14 protein-coding genes and 4 pseudogenes are annotated in these 17429 nt (G+C 65.1%); 10 read left to right on the top strand and 8 right to left on the bottom strand.

Going from position 1 to position 17429, the window contains the following annotated elements; genetic code table 11:
- The first annotated feature begins 79 nt into the window (after positions 1 to 79).
- Positions 80 to 667, top strand: a complete 588-nt coding sequence (locus H7A12_08740) for a TetR/AcrR family transcriptional regulator (GenBank protein MCP5320893.1) — start codon at positions 80 to 82, stop codon at positions 665 to 667.
- 12 nt (positions 668 to 679) lie between these two features.
- Here the strand turns inward: H7A12_08740 and H7A12_08735 are convergent, their stop codons facing one another.
- Entirely contained in the window at positions 680 to 1618 is a 939-nt protein-coding gene (locus H7A12_08735; protein ID MCP5320892.1) for a LysR family transcriptional regulator, read from the bottom strand.
- Between the two features lie 82 nt (positions 1619 to 1700).
- On the opposite strand from H7A12_08735, the gene H7A12_08730 reads away from it, so the two are divergent.
- The 5 genes and pseudogenes from H7A12_08730 to H7A12_08710 all read left to right on the top strand — a co-directional run bounded on the left by H7A12_08730 (position 1701) and on the right by H7A12_08710 (position 5162).
- Complete coding sequence (locus tag H7A12_08730) at positions 1701 to 2315, top strand: pirin family protein (protein MCP5320891.1); 615 nt, start codon at positions 1701 to 1703, stop codon at positions 2313 to 2315.
- Positions 2237 to 2575: a hypothetical protein gene (locus H7A12_08725; protein MCP5320890.1), complete on the top strand. Its 339-nt coding sequence runs from the start codon at positions 2237 to 2239 to the stop codon at positions 2573 to 2575. Before H7A12_08730 ends, H7A12_08725 begins: the two co-directional genes overlap by 79 nt.
- 45 nt (positions 2576 to 2620) lie before the next feature.
- Positions 2621 to 3202 (top strand): cytochrome b, encoded by a 582-nt coding sequence (locus H7A12_08720; GenBank protein ID MCP5320889.1) that lies wholly within the window; start codon positions 2621 to 2623, stop codon positions 3200 to 3202.
- 5 nt (positions 3203 to 3207) lie between these two features.
- Entirely contained in the window at positions 3208 to 3783 is a 576-nt protein-coding gene (locus H7A12_08715) for a YceI family protein (GenBank protein MCP5320888.1), read from the top strand.
- A 114-nt stretch (positions 3784 to 3897) separates the two neighbouring features.
- Positions 3898 to 5162: pseudogene (locus H7A12_08710) on the top strand (sulfotransferase).
- A 34-nt stretch (positions 5163 to 5196) separates the two neighbouring features.
- On the opposite strand, the pseudogene H7A12_08705 reads toward H7A12_08710, so the two are convergent.
- The 4 genes and pseudogenes from H7A12_08705 to H7A12_08690 all read right to left on the bottom strand — a co-directional run bounded on the left by H7A12_08705 (position 5197) and on the right by H7A12_08690 (position 10069).
- Positions 5197 to 5996 (bottom strand): annotated as a pseudogene (locus tag H7A12_08705) (glucose 1-dehydrogenase).
- Between the two features lie 30 nt (positions 5997 to 6026).
- Positions 6027 to 7736: an FAD-binding protein gene (locus H7A12_08700; protein ID MCP5320887.1), complete on the bottom strand. Its 1710-nt coding sequence runs from the start codon at positions 7734 to 7736 to the stop codon at positions 6027 to 6029.
- 67 nt (positions 7737 to 7803) lie between these two features.
- Positions 7804 to 8817: pseudogene (locus H7A12_08695) on the bottom strand (acetyl-CoA C-acyltransferase).
- Between the two features lie 616 nt (positions 8818 to 9433).
- Positions 9434 to 10069, bottom strand: a complete 636-nt coding sequence (locus H7A12_08690) for a hypothetical protein (protein ID MCP5320886.1) — start codon at positions 10067 to 10069, stop codon at positions 9434 to 9436.
- Positions 10070 to 10345: 276 nt separating this feature from the next.
- Between H7A12_08690 and H7A12_08685 the strand changes: the two are divergent.
- The 3 genes and pseudogenes from H7A12_08685 to H7A12_08675 all read left to right on the top strand — a co-directional run bounded on the left by H7A12_08685 (position 10346) and on the right by H7A12_08675 (position 13015).
- Positions 10346 to 12128: pseudogene (locus H7A12_08685) on the top strand (beta-ketoacyl synthase).
- A gap of 3 nt (positions 12129 to 12131) precedes the next feature.
- Complete coding sequence (locus H7A12_08680) at positions 12132 to 12701, top strand: NAD(P)H nitroreductase (GenBank protein MCP5320885.1); 570 nt, start codon at positions 12132 to 12134, stop codon at positions 12699 to 12701.
- Positions 12698 to 13015 (top strand): glutaredoxin family protein, encoded by a 318-nt coding sequence (locus tag H7A12_08675; GenBank protein ID MCP5320884.1) that lies wholly within the window; start codon positions 12698 to 12700, stop codon positions 13013 to 13015. Before H7A12_08680 ends, H7A12_08675 begins: the two co-directional genes overlap by 4 nt.
- Here the strand turns inward: H7A12_08675 and H7A12_08670 are convergent.
- The 3 genes from H7A12_08670 to H7A12_08660 all read right to left on the bottom strand — a co-directional run bounded on the left by H7A12_08670 (position 12972) and on the right by H7A12_08660 (position 16764).
- A complete protein-coding gene (locus H7A12_08670) occupies positions 12972 to 14204 on the bottom strand; it encodes an HDOD domain-containing protein (GenBank protein ID MCP5320883.1) in 1233 nt (410 codons plus the stop codon). The two genes, H7A12_08675 and H7A12_08670, sit on opposite strands and share 44 nt — an antisense overlap.
- A gap of 131 nt (positions 14205 to 14335) precedes the next feature.
- Positions 14336 to 16297, bottom strand: coding sequence for a transglycosylase SLT domain-containing protein (locus H7A12_08665; GenBank protein ID MCP5320882.1), 1962 nt, complete (start codon positions 16295 to 16297; stop codon positions 14336 to 14338).
- A gap of 23 nt (positions 16298 to 16320) precedes the next feature.
- Positions 16321 to 16764, bottom strand: a complete 444-nt coding sequence (locus H7A12_08660; GenBank protein MCP5320881.1) for a universal stress protein — start codon at positions 16762 to 16764, stop codon at positions 16321 to 16323.
- A 122-nt stretch (positions 16765 to 16886) separates the two neighbouring features.
- Here H7A12_08660 and H7A12_08655 point away from each other — a divergent pair, with 122 nt between their 5' ends.
- Entirely contained in the window at positions 16887 to 17330 is a 444-nt protein-coding gene (locus H7A12_08655) for a hypothetical protein (protein MCP5320880.1), read from the top strand.
- Positions 17331 to 17429 lie beyond the last annotated feature (99 nt).

Below are 17429 nucleotides of genomic sequence, written 5' to 3'. Positions count from 1 at the left end.
TTCTATTTTTACGTATACTGTGGGTCAATCACCGGGACCGGTATCAATGCCGCCCGGATACGTGGAGGAAGTGGTGGGAATGGTCGACGGAGACACGGAACGCGCGCGACTGCGGCGCGAGCAGGTGCTGGACGCGGCTGCCGCGTGCTTCAGGCGCCACGGTTTCCACGCGGCGAGCATGGCCGGGATCTCGCGCGAGGCGGGCATGAGTGTCGGACATATCTACCACTATTTCAGCGGCAAGGAGGCGATCATCGCCGCCATCGTCGAACGCGACCAGCAGGAGATCCTCGCGATTGACTCCGGCATCCGCAGCCATCCCGACCCGGCGCGTGCACTCGTCGATCATGCACCGCGCGGTCTGGACCGGGCGCTGGATGGAGGCGATGGCCCCTTGCTTCTCGAAATCCTGGCGGAGGCGGCGCGCAACCCGTCGATTGCTGCCAAGGTGCGTGAGGCCGATGCGGAAGTGCGGCGGCGCATCGGCGAGACACTGGTGGCGGCGACCAGCGGTCGCGGCGAATTGAGTGACCTCGACGGGCGTCTCGAAGTGCTCGGGGCATTGTTCGGAGGGCTGATGCTGCGGGCGGTGCGCAACCCGGGCCTGGATCGGGCGGCAACCGCGCGTGCGATGCAGCGCGTGATCCACGCCCTGCTGGAACCCTGAGTGCACGCGTGCTCAGCCCGGCGGCGGTTGGCCCGTCTCACTGCCGTTCGCGAGTGAGCCGAGCGAGGCGACCGAGCGGTGCAGGTGCTCGGTGAGGCGCATGACCGCCGGTCCGGGTGCTTCCGCTTCGGCGATCACCAGGTAGAGGTCGACGTGGCGCAGGGCGCCTGTCGCAAGCGGCAACGGCTTCAGTGTTCCGCTTGCGAGTTCGGCAGCGATGCTCGTCCGCGGCAGCCACGCAAAGCCGAGACCGCGACACAGCGCCCCGATCGAGGTGGACGGGTGTGAAACCGTGAGCCGGCGTTCGGCGCCCAGCCAGCCGGCGTCCTGGCGCAGGCTGATGCCGGAATCGCGCACTACGATCTGTTGATGCTGGCGCAGCTCGTGCAGTGTGAGTGCGGTTTCGAGCGCGTGCAGCGGGTGCCTCGGGTGTGCGACGGCAATGAAATCGAGCCGCAACAGTGCTTCACCGAGAAATCCCGGCGGAACCTGCGGTGTGATCACGAGGTCCGCGCGCCGCAGCAGCAAGGCTTCGCTGCTGCCCGAGAGCACCGTTTCCTGCAGTTCGACGCGGGTTTCCGGGTTTTCGTTGCCGAAGCCTTCGAGTGCGGCGAACAAGACGTTCTGCGGAAACATGACGTCCACGGCCAGCGTGATGCGTGCCTCCCAGCCGTGCGCGAGCGTGCCCGCCAGCCGTTGCAGCGCAGTCGCATCGGCCAGCAGCAGGCGCGCACGCCGCAGCAGCGTCTCTCCGGCTGGTGTCAGTACTGCGCGCCGCCCCTGCAGTTCGATCAGGCGTACGCCAAGCGCGCGCTGCAACTGCTTCACGCCGTGGCTGATGGTCGACTGGCTCTTGCACAGGTGTTCGGCCGCCTGTGCAAACCCACCCCGGTCGATGACTGCGGCGAGAAGCCGCCACTGTTCGAGAGTGTTCATATCTATCGAAGTCATCGATGCGATTGGTCGGATTTTCGCTATTTATAAACAAAAAAATCAATGTAGTCTGAGGCTCATATGCGGGGAGAACGAAGACATGGGCATTCGCGAAATCCGTGCCGTGCTGACAGCCCGGCCGACGCTGGACGGTGCCGGGGTGCATATCCGGCGTACGCTCGGAGTGCATCGCCATGATCTGGACCCGTTCCTGATGATCGACGAGATCCGTTCCGACGACGAGGCAGAGTTCATCGGCGGCTTTCCACCGCACCCGCATCGCGGTATCGAAACGCTGACACTGATGTTCAAGGGTGGATTCGAACATCGCGATCATCTGGGCAACCGGGCACAACTGCGCGATGGCGGTGCGCAGTGGATGTCGACCGGCCGTGGCGTGATCCACTCCGAAATGCCGCTGCGCTCGGATGACGGTCTGCACGGCTTCCAGATCTGGATCAACCTGCCGGCACGCGACAAGATGAAGGACCCCGAATACGCGCAGGCCGACGCCGCCGAGTTACCGTGGCAGGAGCTGAGCGATGGCGTGCGCGCGCGGGTATTTGCCGGCGCATGGGAGCTCGAGGGCCGGATCGTGCAAAGTCCGCTGCGGCGCCTCGCAGCGGCGGCGCGCGCGTGCTCGAACTCGTGCTGCCGTCGCAGCACGAATGCCGACTGCACACGGCAGCAGAGGATACGGCGCTGGTTTCCGTGATCGCGGACTCGCTGCGCGAGGGCGTCGAGGCAGGTCATACCGCGATCTTCGACGAGGGCGAGGAGCTTGCCGTGCGTGCCGGAGAGCGCGGTGTCCACGTGCTGGTGCTCGCGGGCACGCCGCTCGCCGAGCCGATCGCGCAACACGGGCCGTTCGTGATGAATACCGATGAACAGATCCGCGAGGCGATCGATGCGTATCGCAGTGGCACACTGCTCGGGGATTCAGGGCGCGGGCATGCTTTGGGCGCAGCTTCATGACATGCTTTGCAACGGAGGTGGCTGCAATGAACGAGGAGTGCGGGCATGCGATGGCGTAATACGGCGGACAGCTACGGGCTGGTGAACATCGTGCTGCACTGGGTGGTGGCGCTGGCGGCATTCGGCCTGTTCGGGCTTGGGTTGTGGATGGTCGATCTGGGCTACTACGATGCGTGGTATCAGCGTGCGCCGGCTCTGCACCAGAGCGTCGGGCTGACGCTGTTTGCGCTGTTGTTGCTGCGCGTCGTGTGGCGCCTGGGCGGTTCGATGCCGCGTGCGCTGCAGACGCATACCGCGCTGGAGCGGCGTGCGGCGGCGCTTGTGCACCTGTTGCTGTACCTGCTGCTGTTTGCACTGGTGGTATCGGGCTATCTGATCGCCACCGCCGATGGCCGACCGATCGCGGTATTCGGCCTGTTCGAGGTGCCGGCGCTGCCTGCCCTGATTGACGATCAGGAAGACGTGGCTGGAGAGGTGCATGCGTGGCTGGCCTGGGGCATGATCGCGTTGGCGTTGCTGCACGCGCTGGCCGCGTTGAAACACCATATCATCGACCGTGATGCCAGCCTGGTCCGCATGCTCGGCGGCACACGCAAGGTTTTCGATCCATCAACCAGGGAGACGTGAGCATGATGTTGCGCAAGACGATTGGTGCATTGGTTATCGGGCTGGCCGTATCGGCAGCCTCGGCAAGTGCGGCCGACTACGTGATCGACAAGGAAGGCCAGCACGCCTTCATCAATTTCCGGATCGGGCACCTGGGCTACAGCTGGGTATATGGCACCTTCCGGGATTTTGACGGCCGCTTCAGTTTCGACGCGGCACAGCCCGAGGCGAGCTCGGTGCAGGTGAAGATCCGCACCGCCAGCGTGGATACGAACCAGGCGATGCGTGACAAGCACCTGCGTGACAAGGATTTCCTGAACACCAGCAAGTATCCGGAAGCGCGCTTCGAGTCTACTGCCGTCAAGGCTACCGGTGCCGGGACTTTCGACATTACAGGCAACCTCACGCTCAATGGCGTCACGCGTCCGGTCACGATCGCTGCGAAGCTGATGGGCGAAGGTGCTGATCCATGGGGTGGTTACCGTGCCGGTTTCGAAGGTTCGACGAAGGTTCGCCTGAAGGACTTCGCGATGGCGATGGATCTTGGTCCCGCGTCGCAGGAGGCCGAACTGATCCTGTCGGTGGAGGGTGTTCGCCAGTAGGTGTGATCGCCGCCGGAGTATCGATGGTTGCACCGAGTCCGCGACGACACACCGGCGACGGGGTGTCGTCGTGGCACGATGTCGGTGGCTTCACGCTCGAACAGGAGAAATATGATGGGTAACGAGATCCATATCGACGATCTGGCCGAGCCGGTGTTGAACGCAGCGCAACGGCAGGCGCTGGCGTGGGCCGAGACGGTCGAGGTCGATTTCGACGAACGTTCGATCCTCGATGATGCGCACAGCCTGACGGGGTTGTCGGACTTCGGCGCCGACGATTTCCGGCTGCGGCTCGGCGTGCTGCGCGAAGAGTGGGACCGCGACCCGGAGGTGACTGCACTTGCACGCCTGACGTTGCGCCGTTATCTGGTACGTTACGCGGCGAACCGCCTGCTGATCCACGACACGCTGAAGCGCCATCCGGAAATTCTTGCAGAGCGCATCGAGCGTCCGTTGATCGTCGTCGGTCTGCCGCGCTCCGGTACCACGCACCTCGTGAATCTGCTGGCGCGGATGATCGTCTGCATTCCCTGCCGCTGTGGAATCGTACGAGCCGGTGCCATGCCCCGGCGAGGCGATGCTGCCGATGGAACCGATCCGCGTTACCGGCGATGCGCAGAGGCATGGGAGGGCATGCAGCGCACGACGCCGTTCCTGCCGCGATGCATCCGATGGAGCCAGACCATATTCACGAAGAACTCGAGCTGATGGGGCCGGATTTCGCGTCCTACAATTTCGAGTGGCTGGCGATGTCGCCGCGTTGGCGCGATCACTACTACGCCACCGACCAGACGCCGCACTATGAATACATGAAGAACGTGCTGAAGTTGCTGCAGTGGCGCAGGCGTCAGGCCGGGCAGGGCGACAAGCGCTGGGTGCTGAAGTGCCCGCAGCATCTGGAGCAGTTGCCGGTGCTGAACCGCGTATTCCCCGACGCCACCGTGATCGTGACGCACCGCGATCCGGTTGCGGTGATCCAGTCGACGGTCACGATGCAGGCGTACAGCCAGCGCATCAACCGTCGTCGGGTCGCGATGCGTGAACTGCTCGACTACTGGACCGACCGCATCGAGCATCTGCTGCGTGCATGCGTGCGCGACCGTGCACTGGTGCCCGCCGCGCGCAGCCTCGATTCACCGTTCCACGAGTTCATGGCCGACGAAATCGGCATGACGATCCGTGTCTACGAAAAGGCCGCACTGGAGCTCACGCCGACAGCGCGTGCGCACCTGGATCGCTACATCGCCGAGCACCCGCGTGGCAAGGAAGGCAAGGTCGTGTATCACTTCGCACGTGATTTCGGCGTCGAACCTGCTGCGTTGCGCGAGCGCTTCGCGTTCTATTTCGAGCGCTTTCCGGTGCGTGCCGAGGTGCGTTGACCCCGTTTCGCACAACTGCGTGCAAAGGGGGGGCTCAGGCGCCGCCGGACAGCCAGGGTACCCCGTTGATGTGGCTGCCACCGTCGACGAACAGGGTGTTGCCGGTCAGGTAGCGACAGTCGTCGCTGGCGAGAAACAGTGCGACGCTGCCGATGTCGGCTTCCGGATCCCCCATGCGGCCCATCGGGTTCAGCTTCAGGAGTTGGGCTGCGTTGTCCGGCTGTGCGCTCGCAAAGGCCTGGTATGCCTCGGTCGCGGCTGCCGGACAGATCACATTGCAGCAGATCTGGTGACGGGCCCACTCGCGTGCAGCCGTGCGCGTCAGTGCACGCAGCGCTTCCTTCGATGCGTTGTAATCCACCGTGTACGGATGCGCGTTGACCCCATTCAGCGAGGCGATGTTGATGATGCGGCCCCAGTTGCGTTCGCGCATCAGTGGAACACCGCCTGCATCGCCCACAGCGCCGCCATGTAGCCGACACGGAACGCGTGGTCGAAGTCGGCGTCGATCTTGGCGTCGACAGGTGCATAGGCCGCGCTGCCGCGACGACGTGACCATGCGTTGTTGACTGTGATGTCGGCGCTGCCGAATGCTTCGATCGTGGCGTGCACCATCCGCTCGACCTGTACCTTGTCGCACACATCCACCTGCAGCGCGAGTGCGCGCGTGCCGAAGTCGTGTTCGATGGCGGTTGCCGCTGCCTTCCCTGATTCTGCGTTGAATTCGGCGATCGTGACTGCAGCTCCCTCGGCTGCAAGGCGGCGCGCGATGCCCTTGCCGATGCCGGCGCCCGCACCGGTCACGATCGCGACCCGACCATCGAGCCTGCCCATGAGTTTCCCTCTGCCTAGCGGCCCATGAGATCAGTAGCCGGTGATGTGCTTCGCAGCCAGGTAGCCAAAGGTCATGGCAGGGCCAAGTGTCGATCCCGGTCCCGGATAGGTCGGCAGCACTGCAGCAGAACAGTTGCCGATCGCGTACAGACCATCGATCGCAGCTCCGTCTGCACGCAGTACCTGTGCATGAGCGTTGGTCGCCAGCCCGCCGCAGGTGCCGAAATCGCCCGGATCGATCTTCATCGCGTAATACGGCGGTTCATTGATGGGTGCCAGACACGGGTTCGGGCTCACGCGCGCATCGCCGTAGTAGCGGTCGTAGTCGGAGTCGCCGCGGCCGAAGTCGAGATCCTTGCCGTTGCGGGCGAATTCGTTCATGCGCCGGATCGTTTCTTCCAGGCCTGCCGGGTCGATGTCGGCCTGGCGAGCCAGCTCGGCAACGGTATCGGCCTTGTAGACGTAGCCCTCGTCGAACCAGCGCTTCGGCAGCGCCCAGTCCGGGCGCATCTGGCTGGTGTACAGCGGCCCGACGATGTAGGTGCGTCGGAAACGTGCATCGAAGATGTGGTAGCTCGGTACGCACGGATTTTCTTCCGAGTGCACCGCGTAGAGCTGCCGCTGGTAGTTCAGGTAGTTCTGCGATTCGTTCGTGAAGCGCTTGCCGGCCTGGTTGACCACGCACGATCCCGGGTAGGACTTTTCCATGATGCTCATGCGCGGAGCGGGTTCGCCCGGTACCGTGTTCGTCGAGCAGAACCAGGCGCAGTCCATCAGACGAAGCTGTGCGCCGTGCTTTTCACCGATGCGGATCGCGTCGCCGGTGTTCGATGGTGAGCCGCCGCTCCAGTGTTCGTCGGTGGGTTTCGGCAGATACTGCTCGCGCATCTGCTGGTTGTGTTCGAATCCGCCGGCAGCAAGGATCACCCCCTTGCGTGCATGGACCCGCAGCGACTTGCCGTCGCGCTCGACCGATACGCCGACGATGCGCCCGGCACCGTCTTCGATGAGATCGACCAGGCGCGTGTTCAGCCACAGCGGCATGGCGCGATCCATCATCGACAGGCGCAGTCGTGCCACACCGGCGCAGCCGCAGGCGATGCGCCGTGAACGACCCCATTTCAGCATCCACGGCAGGTCGATCACCGATTTCAGTATCAGCATCATGGCGCGCTTCCACCACCCGGGCAGCTGTGCGGTGAAATCGTGCGCCTCGGTCTGCGTGATCGCGAACCTGCCGAACATCCACATCATGTGATGGGTGTCGAGCAGATGTTCCGCTTCGTCGCCGAGGTCCGATTTCATCAACGGCTCCGGCTCCAGTGAGCGGTTGCCGGTACGCGCGCCGGGCAGCGTCGTGTAATAGTCGGGGTACTGCGGCAGGTTGATGTAGCGCATGCGCGTGCGCTCGTGCATGAAGTCGATCATGCGCGGGCCGTTTTCCACATAGGTGCGCAGCATCGAGCGCGGTGTCAATTCCTCAGGGACGGTCGCGTCGAGATAGGCCAGCGCATCCTCGATCGAGTCGTCGGCGCCGCTTTCCTGTGCATAGCGGTTGCAGGGGATCCACAGCCCGCCACCGGAGATCGAACTGCCGCCGCCGTACTTGTCGCTCTTCTCGATCAGGAGTACGTCGCCCGCACCCATGTCGTGCGCGCACAGTGCCGCGGTCATCCCGCCATTGCCCGAACCGACGACCAGTACGTCGACCTCGTGATCCCAGTTACCGCCTGCCGCCATGAGGATATCGCTCCTGTGTCCGTTGGATCGGGGGCGCATTGCCGTGAAACGGAGGCGACCGAAACGCCTAGCCGATGAGTTCGATCGCCACCGCCGTTGCCTCGCCGCCACCGATACAGAGGCTGGCCACCGCGCCGCTTGCCGTAGCGAGCCAGTGCATGCATCAGGCTGACGATGATGCGGCTGCCACTGGAACCAATCGGGTGACCCATGGCGCAGGCCCGCCGTGCACGTTGACTCCTGTCTGCGTCGAGTCCGAGTTCGCGTATCGCGAGCATCGTGACCATCGCGAACGCCTCGTTGATCTCGAACAGGTCCACCTCGTCCTTGCTCCAGCCGGCCTTTGGCAGCAGCTTCGCGATCGCCAGTGGGTGCGGTGGTGAACAGGGCAGGTTCGTGCGAGTGACGGGTGTGAGCGACGATCCGCGCCAGCGGCTTCAATCGCCACGACGCGTCGCTTCGGCGGCGGTGGTCAGCACCAGTGCCGACGCTCCGTCGGAAATGGAGCCTGAGTTTGCTGCCGTGATCGTACCGTCGCGCGCGAATGCAGCACGCAGTTGCAGGATTTTCTCCAGTTCGCGGTCAGAGCTGTTCGTCGGTGTCGACGATCGCTTCTCTTGCGACCCTTGACCGTCACCGGCAGATCTCGGCTGCAAGGCACCGGACTCGATCGCGCTGCGTGCGAGGGTCAGGCGAGCGTACCGCGAAGGCGTCCATCCCTCGCGCGTAAGTCCATGTTCGTTCGCCGTTTCCTGTGCGAACGAACCCATCGCACGCCCGGTATACGCGTTCCTGAGACCGTCGTGGAACATATGATCCTTCAGCTCGGCATGTCCGAGGCGGATCCCCGGCGTGCGCCGAGCAGCATATGCGGTGCGTTGCTCATGCTTTCCATACCGCCTGCGACCATGACGCTGCAGGTGCCGGCGCGCAACTGGTCATGCGCAAAGATCACCGCCTGCATGCCCGAGCCGCACAGCTTGTTGACCGTGGTGCAGCCGACGCTCGCCGGAACGCCCGCGCCGAGTGCGGCCTGGCGGGCCGGACCACGACGCAGCCCTGCCGGCAGCACGCAGCCCATGATCACTTCGTCGATGTCGCCGGGAGCGAATCCTGCTGGGGCTATCGCTGCGCGTATCGCCTCGGTGCCGAGCTGCACCGCGCCTCACGCCTGCGAGTGCGCCGTTCGGCCTGCCATCGCGGTGCGTGCCGCACCCGTGATGACTACTCGTATTGTCGTTCATGGTCTTGTTCTCCTGAGTGCTGGATGGCGGCGCGGCTCGCTTCGTGCGGCGTTGATGGGGCGCATTTGGCCATATCCCGTGATCGCTCACAGGACGCTGCGGGATGTCGCGCAGGTCCCGCTGTCGTCGAGCCGTTTGCGATACCGCTTCAGGTCCCGCGTTGCGCTTCCGCCTGGAACAGCTGCCACGGGTGCGTGTCCGGTACTGCTGCGGCGTGCTGCCGGTGGCTGCAGTGAAGCTGCGACTGAAGTACGCCGCGTCAGGGTAACCAACGGTGCGCGATCTCCCCGATCGCGAGGTTGCTCTGGCGCAGCAGGTCACGGGCAAGGTTCAGCCTCGCCTGGCGCATGAACGCGAGCGGGTCGTTCTGTCGCGACGCGGAATCGCCGGTTGAAGGTGCGTGTGGCGAGCCCGCAGCGTGCGGCGAGCTCCGGCACTGCAGCGCTGCCGGGGTTAACCGAGCATCCAGTCCTGTGCCATGCGGATCGTTTCATCCGGATGCGCACCAGCACCTGGCGACCGAAACCCGATGGCGCGAAGCGGGCGGCGTATTTCCGGCGAGAACTGGCCCTCGACTGGCGTGCAGCCGCAGCGCCGAAGAACTCGCTGACGAAATGCAGGGTCAGGTCGGCTGCCGAGTTGACTTGCTGCACAGTAGAACGCGCCTGCACGCGTCACGAGCTGGCGTCGCTGCAACAGCACGCGCGGGTGGCGACGCAAATCGCGAAGAAGGACCAGTGTGGTCGCTTCGCAGCCATCGAAGGCCCTGCAGGGAAAGCACTGCCGGTGCCCACGCTGCAGATCCGCGCACCGGTACGGGCGACGCGGCGCAGCCAGCCCGCAACAGCGGTATGGCGAGCAACGGTGGCAGCGGGTTGCGCCACAGGAAGGCATCAGCACCAGGTCCGCGCCTGTCACCGCCTCGAGCGGACAGTCGGGCTGCACGCGGATTCCACCCGATAGTGTGGCTGTATTGCAGTCGGTACCGGCCATGCATACGGCCAGCACCGACAGGCTGCGCATGTGAGCCACGGCGTGCTGCGCTCCTGCGCGCAGCATCTCCAGCGGCAGCGCCAGACTCGAGGCCAAGCGCCTTCGATTGTCAGTGCGACGACCTGGGGCATCGTGGTTTGGAAAATTCCCGGAATATATGGCCGAAAAAATAACGTAACGTGGCTGAAAAATGCAAGTGTGCCTGACGGTGGATCAATAGACTGGAGGCGTTGCGTTCCAGTGCGCTGGGTGCCTCCCTGCCATTCGCTGCCGAGGTAGAGAACCCCATGTCGAGGGCTCCCGTGATCCACAGGTTTCGGCGGTGTTTCGCCGGCCGGTCGCAGTTCGGCACACCATGGTTTTCGCCGTCTCGTGATCGACGCGCTGCCGGCAGCGCAGGCCGATGCGACCTGGCGCAGCCTTGGCCGCCCTGATGGGGGTTGCCGATCCGCACAGCGAGGCGGCACGAGCGCAGATGCGCAGGCACACGCTGGTGCGTCGTATCGAGGCCGAACATTTCGACAGCGAACGTATCGTGTGGAACCGGCGCATGCAGTGGACGCCGCCAGCGGAAGGGATGCGTTTCCGGATCCCCGCAGCCCAACTTCCCGATCCCTTGCCTGCGCACTGGAACGTGCTCGGTGACGAGGGGCGCAGCGTCGAAGTCCTGGTCACGGAGGGGTTCGAACTGTTGTTGCCGGCGGAACGTCGCTCCGAGGTCAATGCGGCCGGGCAATTGCCCACCGGCTTCGATCCGCGCGCGCTCTACCCTGCGCGCAGTCATCCGCGCGGCCTGCAGATGACCGTCTTCGGCGCCTCCGATGCGTTGCAGTCGCTCGGTATCGACTGGGCTCTGGTGCGTGAACGGGTGCCTCCGGAGCAGATCAGCGTCTACGCCGGCAGCGGCATGAGCCAGCTCGATGGGCACGGCAACGGCGGCATGATGGCGTCGCGGGCGATGGGCCGGCGCGTGACGTCGAAACAGTGCCCGTTCGGCTTTGCCGAAATGCCGGCCGATTTCATCAATGCGTACATCCTCGGCAGCCTCGGCAACACCGGAACCAGCATGGGTGCGTGCGCATCCTTCCTTTACAACCTGGGCCATGCGGTGAGCGACATCCGTTCGGGTCGTGCCAGGGTGGTGATCGTGGGTAATGCCGAGGCGCCGATCACTCCGGAGGTGATCGAGGGTTACGCGGCGATGGGTGCGCTCGCCACCGACGAGGACTTGTGTGCGCTCGATGGGCTGCCTGCCGGTGTGGCGCCGGATTACACCAGGGCGTGCCGGCCGTTCGCGGCAAACTGCGGCTTCACGATCGCCGAGTCGGCCCAGTTCGTGGTGCTGATGGACGACGAGCTTGCGCTCGAGCTCGGTGCGAGCGTCCACGCGGCGGTAGCCGATGTGTTCGTGAACGCGGATGGCTACAAGAAGTCCATTTCCTCACCGGGCGTCGGCAACTATCTGACGATGGCGCGCGCGGCCGCGCTGGCGCGCACCATTGTCGGCGAGGAGGCACTGCGCAGGCGATCCTTCGTGCAGGCACACGGCACGGGTACACCGCAGAATCGTGTCACCGAGTCGCACATCCTCGATGAAACCGCTCGCGTGTTCGGCATTCGCGACTGGCCGGTCTGCGCGCTGAAGGCGTATCTGGGTCATTCGATCGGAGCGGCAGCAGGAGACCAGCTGGTGATGACGCTGGGGTCCTGGGCGTACGGGCTGCTACCGGGAATACTCACCGCCGATCGCACGGCGGACGATGTGCATTGCGAACGGCTGGCGATCCTGCGTCGGCACGAGGCGCGTGCGGCCCGGGAGCTCGACGTGGCGCTGATCAACGCCAAGGGTTTCGGGGGCAACAACGCCAGCGCGACCGTGCTGGCACCGCACATCGCCGCGCGCATGCTCGCCAAGCGTCACGGGCGCGAGCGCTGGCTGCAATGGCAGCGACTGAACGAGTCGGTGCTCGAACGCAGCCGTGACCACGACGAGCGTGCGAGCCGAGGCGAGGCGCCGCCGATCTACCACTTCGACCACGGTGTGCTGCACGGTGATGACCTGGCCTGGGAGTCGGGAGGTCTGCGCGTACCGGGCTATGCGCTGGCGGTGGATCTGGACATGCCGTCCCCGTATCCGGACATGCACGAGGGCTGAGTCATGGACGCACTGGATGCGCTGCTGAACCGTGTTTCCTGTCAGCGTCTGATCGATCCGTCACCGCAGGGTGCCGAGCGTGAACAGATCTTTGGTGCTGCACTGCGTGCGCCGGACCACGGGCATCTGCGACCGTGGCGATTCCTGGTCGTCGAAGGTGATGCACGTCACCGGCTCGGCGCGGCACTGGTGGCAGCGCTGCGCGCTGCGCGCCCGCAGGCGGACGCGCAGGTGCTGGAGAAACTGGCTGCGGCGCCACTGCGCGCTCCGCTGGTGATCGTGCTGGTTGCGCGCACGGTCGAGCACCCGAAGGTGCCTCGAATCGAGCAGATGCTGTCGCTTGCCTGTGCCGTGCAGAACATGCAGCTTGCGGCATACGCGCTGGGGTTTGGCAGCATCTGGCGCACCGGGGACGTGACTTACGTCGATCCGCTGGCCACACACCTCGGGCTGGAGGCGGGCGATCGGGTCGCCGGATTCCTGTATCTGGGAACCCCGCAAGTGCCGCCGCGCGAGCCGGTCGCGCTCGATCCGGCAGAGTTTTTCGTGCACTGGCGGGCGACAGGGTCTTGAGCACCGATCTTCCGGAGCGCGGGACGCTCCCGGCGGAACTCGTTCTCTACCACACGGCGGGATGCCATCTCTGCGAGCTGGCCGATGCACTGATTGCGCCACTGGTGCTGGCCGCCGGGATGCGCCTCGCTCGCGTCGATATTGCCGACAGCGAGTATCTGCTGGAGCGTTACGGAATACGGATCCCGGTGCTGCGCAGCAGCGGTGAACACGCAGCCGAGATCGGCTGGCCGTTCGACGCTGCGGCGGTGCTGCAACTGCTCGAGGCGCTCAGCCGAACATCTTCGAACCGTCGCGACCAAGCGCCTCGCTGACCCAGCGCAGGCTCTCGAGATAGGCTTCCTCGGCGAGCTGCTGGTTCACGCCCAGCGCGGCGAGTTGTGGCCATGGCACCTGCATCCACGCAGCCGTCTCGAACGCGAGCACGGTCGTGAGGATCAGGCCCAGCGTGCCGCAGCGTGCCAGCAGGGCGTCGTTGAGCTCCACGCTGAGTCCCATCGTCGTGATGATGCTGTCGAGCGTTTCGTCCAGGAACGCGTCCAGCGTGGACAATATGCCCAGCGTGAAACAGCGCCCTGACATGGATCGGTCGATCTGGCTGCCGAGCAGTTCGCAGAAGCGGGCGCGGTTCATTGCAATGCGCGTGAGTTCGCTCGGCTTGCCGTCGAGGCGCGACAGGACCAGCAGATGACACCAGCCGCGCACGCGATCCACGCCCAGCGTGAAGATCGCATCGCGCAGCGATTCGACTGCCACGGCGCGGCGATGGATCGGCGAGTTGACCAGCTTGATCAGGTTGAAGCTGAGTACGGGGTCGGTCTGGATCGTTGCAGCGAGTTCTCCGACGCTGATATCGGGCTGTGCGATGCGTGCCATCAGCGTGATCACGGCGGCTCGTGCGGGTGTCATGCGCTTCCCGTGCAGGAGTTGCGGACGCGCGAGGAAGAAGCCCTGGAAGTAGCTGAACCCCAGATCGACGCAGTGGTTGAACATCTCCCACGATTCGATCTTCTCCGCCAGCAGTCGCAGCGGGTAGTTGCGCAACTGGCGAACCTCCGCACGCAGCTTGACATCACCGAGTTCCAGCACGTCGAGCTTCACGATGTCGGCCAGCTCCACCAGCGGCGTCAGGCTCGGGTGATGCTGGAAATCGTCGAGCGCAATGCGGTAGCCGCGCTCGCGCAGACGCCGTACGCCCTGCAGCAGTTCGGTAGTCACGCTGACATCCTCGAGCACTTCGACGACCAGATGCCGTGGATCTACCGGGGGCGGGTTGACGATCAGGTGGCCGGTGAAATTGATGAATACCGGTTTGCCGTCGGTGATTTCCAGGATGCTTTCGCCACCGAAAGTGGTCAGTAGTACGCGAGAGGATGCTTCGTCACCGTCCTCGACGGCGGCTGCATCCGGTGAGGTGGAGCGGTACAGCAATTCGAAGGCAACCACTTCCAGCGAGGCGTCGTAGATTGGCTGCCTGGCAAGCAGGATTGGCTTGGCCTCCATGAAGGGTGGTCTCCACGACTGTGGTCCGTAGGTGATGCGTGATTGTAGCCTTCGCGTTGCGCCTTATCACGATGCTTCACGTACGATTTCCATGCACGAAGTCATGCTGCGCGTGCCGGTTTGGCGCACGCTCAGTGCCGGACGCCGGCGTAGGGGTTGTGGATCACTCGCTCGTGCGCCTGTACCAGCGGTATCTGGCGATTTTCGAGGTACGCGTAGATCACGGCGAAGCTCAGCACGTTCTGTACGTACTGGCGCGTTTCCCGAAACGGAATGGTTTCGACGAAGCGATCGTATTCGACGTCGGCGGGGTGGCGCTGCAGCCATTGCCCGATCCGCCCCGGGCCGGCGTTGTACGCGGCTGCAGCGAGGACCCGGTTCTGTCCGAAGCGGTCGAGCATCATGCGCATATAGCTGCTGCCGATCAGCACATTGCGTGCCGGGTCGAGCAGATCGCTGCTGCCCCGATAGGGAATGCCCGCCTGCCGTGCCGTCAGTTGCGCGGTTGCAGGCATCACCTGCATCAGGCCGAGCGCCCCCGCCGGCGAGCGTACACCGGGGTCGAGGGCACTCTCCTGGCGTGCGATCGCATAAAGCCAGCTTGCGTCGACCTTTTCGCGCCGCGCCGCAGCGTCGAAATCGCTGCGGTGCACGATCGGAAAGCGCAGGTCGAGCGCGTTCCATTCCTGTGCTGCTGCCAGCGTCATGATGGCGAGCTGATGCCAGCCCCACTGCGCAGCCAGGTGCGCCGCGGCAACCTGCTGCCGGGCGTCGAGCCGGCGCGTGGTGTGCAGCCATTCACGGCGTGATTCCAGTCCGGCGCCGATGTACGAGAGTTCCCGTGCGCGCATGATGCCAGGAAGCGCGCGCACGGCGTCGAGCAGGGTCTGATCGGTGGCGTCTCTGCGGTGCTGCATCGCGTAGGGGCGACCGAGGTGATCGGCGGCGAGAAAGCCGTACCAGCTGCGGGTCTGTGCCAGCGCCGGCCACGCGGCCTGTGCTGTCTGCACGCCGCGTGCACTGCCTGCGCGGGCTGCCCAGTACCGCCAGCGCTCCGTCGTCGCGAGCGTGGCCGGCAGCAGATCGAGAGCGCCCAGTACCGAATCCCAGCCATCGCTGCGCAGCGCGTAGCGCACCGCATCCTCGCTCAGCCGCTCGCTGCGGGCAGCGGCGTCCAGTCCCATGATCCAGTGCAGTGCCTCGGTCCCGGAGATTGCCGCCAGTGCGTTGGCGACCCGGCTCGCAGCGCCCTGCAACTGCGTGGCGTCGACGCCGTCGGTGCGCAGCACCTGTTGCAGGGTGCTGCGTGCCGTGCGTACGTCGCGCGATGCGAGACGTGTCAGTGCGAAATCGAGTATCTGCGCATGGCGTGTCTCGCGTGGGCGCCAGCGTCGCGCATCGGTGGCAAGCGCAGGGTTGTCTGCAGCTTGCAGGAAAAGCTCTGCGTCTGCGCGGGCAGACGGCGGCAGAAAACGCTGCAGGTAGCGTGCAAGCGGGATCTGTCCGGCTGCCATTGCTGCCTCGAAGCGCTGCCACGCCAGTTCCGGCTGCGGGTTGCCCCGCTGCATCCACGCGGCAAAGACGGGATCGCAGTTGGCCGGCAGTGATCGTGGGGCTACCCACAAGGCGGCGGCAGCCTGGTCGGCTGCAGCGCTGTTCCCGGTCCGCAGCAGCGCCAGTGCGTGGTTGCAGCGCCGCGGCAGATCGGCACTGCCGGCGTCGTAATGACGCAGGAATCCGTTCCAGTCGCCGCGCCTCTCCAGCGCACTCAACCAGGCGTCGCGCAGGCGCAGCGCAGGCAGTTCGCCGGCGTATCGTTGCAGGAATGCTTCGACTTCGGTGGTGGGCGATGAGGCAATGCGCCGGCGCAGATCCTCGAGTTCGAGGTACGGGTAAAGCGGGTAATCGAGCAGGTCGGGGCGTGCGCGCAGGAACGGCTGACGATTGCCCGCACGCAGCGCCGCCAGCGAGTCGCGATACAGGACGCGCTGGCGCTCGAGCGAAGTCTCCCCGGCGGCGCTTGCACGCCACGTCGACGCGAGCAACAGACCGGCGAGAAGCCAGCTGATGAGCCGTATCGCGCGAACTGCCACTGCGCGCGATCGATGCTGCAAGGTCAGCGCCCGGTCGGCTTCACACGCACCGCGAGCACGTCGCACTTCGCACCATGCAGCACGCCGTTGGCGGTCGAACCCATCAGCAGCGCGAGGCCGCGACGACCGTGGCTGCCGACCACGATCAGGTCGACTCCGGCTTCTTCCGCGATGTGATGGATTTCGGTTTCTGCGCGCCCGACCACCAGGTGACGGTTGCGTTCCGGGATGTTCAGCGGGTCACAGATCTGGGCGAGATGCACGCGGGCCTGCTTGTGGATCTCTTCCTGGATTCCGGAGAAGTCCATCGGAATATCACCGCCGTAGGCAAAACTGAGCGGTTCGATGACATGCACCACGCTGAGCTCGCAGCCGAAGGCATCACGCATCGCCACCGCACGTGCGACGACCTGGTGTGATTCACTGCTGAGATCCAGCCCCAGAAGAAGGTGTCGGTACGCGCCCATCGCTCGTTCATCCTCCGGTATTGGTCGGGTCAGGACAGCCTGATTTACCATAGCCCAAAATTTGCCGGCGCCGCAAATGGCGTCGACGCCGTTGCACAGGGTGTATGCATGTGAAGCTTTTCGTGCCGATCCTCGTCCTGACCCTGCTGGTCGCAATCGCACCGGTGGTTGCGATGCGCCCATCGCCAAGACAGGCGCAACTGGCGCGATTGCGCGCGCGTGCGACGGCGCTGGGCTTGCGGGTGCAGGTGGATGCAGCCGGCGCGCGCGCGGGTCATGCGGACTATGTGTTGCCGTGGCGCCTCGACGAGGCGCGTGAAGTGCGCATGCGAAGCTTCGTGCTGGAGCGAGCGGCAGGCGCCGGGTGGCACGGGGGGGCCGTGGATTGCCGTGTGCAGGAGCTCGCAAGGCACCTGCCGCACGATTTGCCGGCAGGTGCCTTCGCCTTGCGCAGCGGGGCGGATGGACTGCTCGTTCGCTGGGACGAAAAGGGCTGCGAGGCCGACGTCGAGCGTATCGGGACCGCGTTGCGAGGGCTGCGCGAGGCGCTTGGCACGCAGGGCTGAAGCCTGAGCGCCCCGGCGTGGTGGTGCTTGACCCTGCCGGGGGGCAGCCCGTATATATGGCGCCTCGTTCGATACCCCCCTCTATCAGATACCCTGGAA

The organism is Pseudomonadales bacterium, from assembly GCA_024234165.1.
GTDB lineage: Bacteria > Pseudomonadota > Gammaproteobacteria > Pseudomonadales > UBA5518 > UBA5518.
Note: the sequence above shows the minus strand (reverse complement) of the source record. Positions and strands in the feature narration are given on the sequence as shown.

Bases quoted from the DNA above. Each gene is read 5' to 3' on its own strand.
- H7A12_08680 (MCP5320885.1), top strand. From the start codon at position 12,132: ATGGACGCACTGGATGCGCTGCTGAACCGTGTTTCCTGTCAGCGTCTG.
- H7A12_08720 (MCP5320889.1), top strand. From the start codon at position 2,621: ATGCGATGGCGTAATACGGCGGACAGCTACGGGCTGGTGAACATCGTG.
- H7A12_08735 (MCP5320892.1), bottom strand. From the start codon at position 1,618: ATGACTTCGATAGATATGAACACTCTCGAACAGTGGCGGCTTCTCGCC.
- H7A12_08660 (MCP5320881.1), bottom strand. From the start codon at position 16,764: ATGGGCGCGTACCGACACCTTCTTCTGGGGCTGGATCTCAGCAGTGAA.
- H7A12_08730 (MCP5320891.1), top strand. From the start codon at position 1,701: ATGGGCATTCGCGAAATCCGTGCCGTGCTGACAGCCCGGCCGACGCTG.
- H7A12_08700 (MCP5320887.1), bottom strand. From the start codon at position 7,736: ATGGCGGCAGGCGGTAACTGGGATCACGAGGTCGACGTACTGGTCGTC.
- H7A12_08740 (MCP5320893.1), top strand. From the start codon at position 80: ATGGTCGACGGAGACACGGAACGCGCGCGACTGCGGCGCGAGCAGGTG.
- H7A12_08715 (MCP5320888.1), top strand. From the start codon at position 3,208: ATGTTGCGCAAGACGATTGGTGCATTGGTTATCGGGCTGGCCGTATCG.
- H7A12_08670 (MCP5320883.1), bottom strand. From the start codon at position 14,204: ATGGAGGCCAAGCCAATCCTGCTTGCCAGGCAGCCAATCTACGACGCC.